Genomic DNA, 1,578 nt, shown 5'->3' on the forward strand with positions numbered 1-1,578 from the left:
AGACAATTAATAGACTAATGATTTTTAGTCTATTATATTGGCCCGTTGGTCAAGCGGTTAAGACACCGCCCTTTCACGGCGGTAACACGGGTTCGAATCCCGTACGGGTCACCATATATGGAGGATTAGCTCAGCTGGGAGAGCACCTGCCTTACAAGCAGGGGGTCGGCGGTTCGATCCCGTCATCCTCCACCATTTATATTTATAGTATTACGGAGGTATACCCAAGTTCGGCTGAAGGGATCGGTCTTGAAAACCGACAGGGGCTTAACGGCTCGCGGGGGTTCGAATCCCTCTACCTCCTCCATCCATTAGGTCCCGTGGTGTAGCGGTTAACATGCCTGCCTGTCACGCAGGAGATCGCGGGTTCGATTCCCGTCGGGACCGCCATTTAAATAATTTAGTATGGCTCAGTAGCTCAGTCGGTAGAGCAAAGGACTGAAAATCCTTGTGTCGGCGGTTCGATTCCGTCCTGAGCCACCATTACAAAATACTCCTGATTATATTTGAAATTCATGGAGGGGTAGCGAAGTGGCTAAACGCGGCGGACTGTAAATCCGCTCCTTCGGGTTCGGCAGTTCGAATCTGCCCCCCTCCACCATTTAAATTTAGGGGTATAGTTTAAAGGTAGAATAGAGGTCTCCAAAACCTTTGGTGTGGGTTCAATTCCTACTACCCCTGCCAACAATGGCGATTGTGGCGAAGTGGTTAACGCATCGGATTGTGGTTCCGACATTCGTGGGTTCGATTCCCATCAGTCGCCCCATTATTTTTTATCATTGGGCTATAGCCAAGCGGTAAGGCAACGGATTTTGATTCCGTCATGCGAAGGTTCGAATCCTTCTAGCCCAGTCATTATGGCAGCATAGCCAAGTGGTAAGGCCAAGGTCTGCAAAACCTTTATCACCGGTTCAAATCCGGTTGCTGCCTTTCTTATTTTATAATTTGCGGGTGTAGTTTAGTGGTAAAACCTCAGCCTTCCAAGCTGATGATGAGAGTTCGATTCTCTTCACCCGCTCCATAAAAATTGGGCCTATAGCTCAGCTGGTTAGAGCGCACGCCTGATAAGCGTGAGGTCGGTGGTTCGAGTCCACTTAGGCCCACCATTAAAGCATTATTATTCCGCAGTAGCTCAGTGGTAGAGCACTCGGCTGTTAACCGAGCGGTCGTAGGTTCGAATCCTACCTGCGGAGCCATAAAAAGAATTATATAAGAGGATTATGAACCTCTTTTTTTATTTCTTTAAAATGTATAGTAATCTAGTGAATTTTATTAGATTAATATATGCAGTTATCAAAGTGGTACAAGTGGTACATTTGAATCACTTATTTTATTAAGAGGCACCTAATGTAAGATATATTAACTTAATAAATTAATATAATAGGGTTGACGGATAATAAACGAAATGATATTATATAAAAGTTGCTTCTGATGCAACAAAATAAAAATCAAAAAAGTTATTGACATTAAATAACTCGATTGATATAATAATAAAGTCGTTCTAAACGGCTAGAATGTTCTTTGAAAACTAAACAAGACAACACGTCAACGTTAATTCTAAATGAAGTTTCAACTTGG

At 43.5% G+C, this 1,578-nt stretch carries 13 tRNA genes; all 13 read left to right on the forward strand.

Going from position 1 to position 1,578, the window contains the following annotated elements:
• Positions 1-39 precede the first annotated feature (39 nt).
• Positions 40-114 (forward strand) — tRNA-Glu (locus BN349_RS22765).
• Positions 115-119: 5 nt separating this feature from the next.
• Positions 120-195, forward strand: a tRNA-Val gene (locus BN349_RS22770).
• A gap of 19 nt (positions 196-214) precedes the next feature.
• Positions 215-307 (forward strand) — tRNA-Ser (locus BN349_RS22775).
• 7 nt (positions 308-314) lie between these two features.
• A tRNA-Asp gene (locus BN349_RS22780) sits at positions 315-390 on the forward strand.
• A 17-nt stretch (positions 391-407) separates the two neighbouring features.
• A tRNA-Phe gene (locus BN349_RS22785) sits at positions 408-483 on the forward strand.
• 34 nt (positions 484-517) lie between these two features.
• Positions 518-601, forward strand: a tRNA-Tyr gene (locus BN349_RS22790).
• Between the two features lie 9 nt (positions 602-610).
• A tRNA-Trp gene (locus BN349_RS22795) sits at positions 611-684 on the forward strand.
• 6 nt (positions 685-690) lie between these two features.
• Positions 691-766, forward strand: a tRNA-His gene (locus BN349_RS22800).
• Positions 767-780: 14 nt separating this feature from the next.
• Positions 781-852, forward strand: a tRNA-Gln gene (locus BN349_RS22805).
• A 7-nt stretch (positions 853-859) separates the two neighbouring features.
• Positions 860-930: transfer RNA gene (locus tag BN349_RS22810), tRNA-Cys, on the forward strand.
• Between the two features lie 17 nt (positions 931-947).
• Positions 948-1,021, forward strand: a tRNA-Gly gene (locus BN349_RS22815).
• 8 nt (positions 1,022-1,029) lie between these two features.
• Positions 1,030-1,106: transfer RNA gene (locus BN349_RS22820), tRNA-Ile, on the forward strand.
• 15 nt (positions 1,107-1,121) lie between these two features.
• A tRNA-Asn gene (locus BN349_RS22825) sits at positions 1,122-1,196 on the forward strand.
• The last annotated feature ends 382 nt before the right edge of the window (positions 1,197-1,578 follow it).

This window comes from Bacillus sp. AP8 (assembly GCF_000321185.1).
GTDB lineage: Bacteria > Bacillota > Bacilli > Bacillales > DSM-1321 > Bacillus_AD > Bacillus_AD massilioanorexius.